Here is a 283-nt window from a genome sequence, read left to right on the forward strand (position 1 = left end):
CACGCTGACGCCGAGGGCTTCGCACGCGGCGGTGAACGTGTGTGACAGGAAGACTTTGCCCCGGTCGACGATGATCGTCTCAGGGATGGCGACGGGGCGGGCGGCCGCTTGCTCGAGGCGTTCGTCCAGACTCAGCAGCCGCTTGTGGGCGGACAGTTGGGTGTGGGCGAAGCGCAGGGCGTCGGGCCAGGTGGGGCGGGCGGGGTGGGGCACGGCCATCTCGGCCAGGAGCAGGGCCGCGTCCACGGCCTGCGTGCCGCCCGGGCACAGCACGGCGGCCAGG

1 pseudogene is annotated in these 283 nt (G+C 73.1%); it reads right to left on the reverse strand.

What is annotated here, in order from left to right:
* Positions 1 to 283 (reverse strand): annotated as a pseudogene (locus IE312_RS43540) (transposase); the annotation flags it as partial.

The sequence above is a fragment of the Streptomyces capoamus genome (genome assembly GCF_014654935.1).
GTDB classification, from domain to species: domain Bacteria; phylum Actinomycetota; class Actinomycetes; order Streptomycetales; family Streptomycetaceae; genus Streptomyces; species Streptomyces capoamus.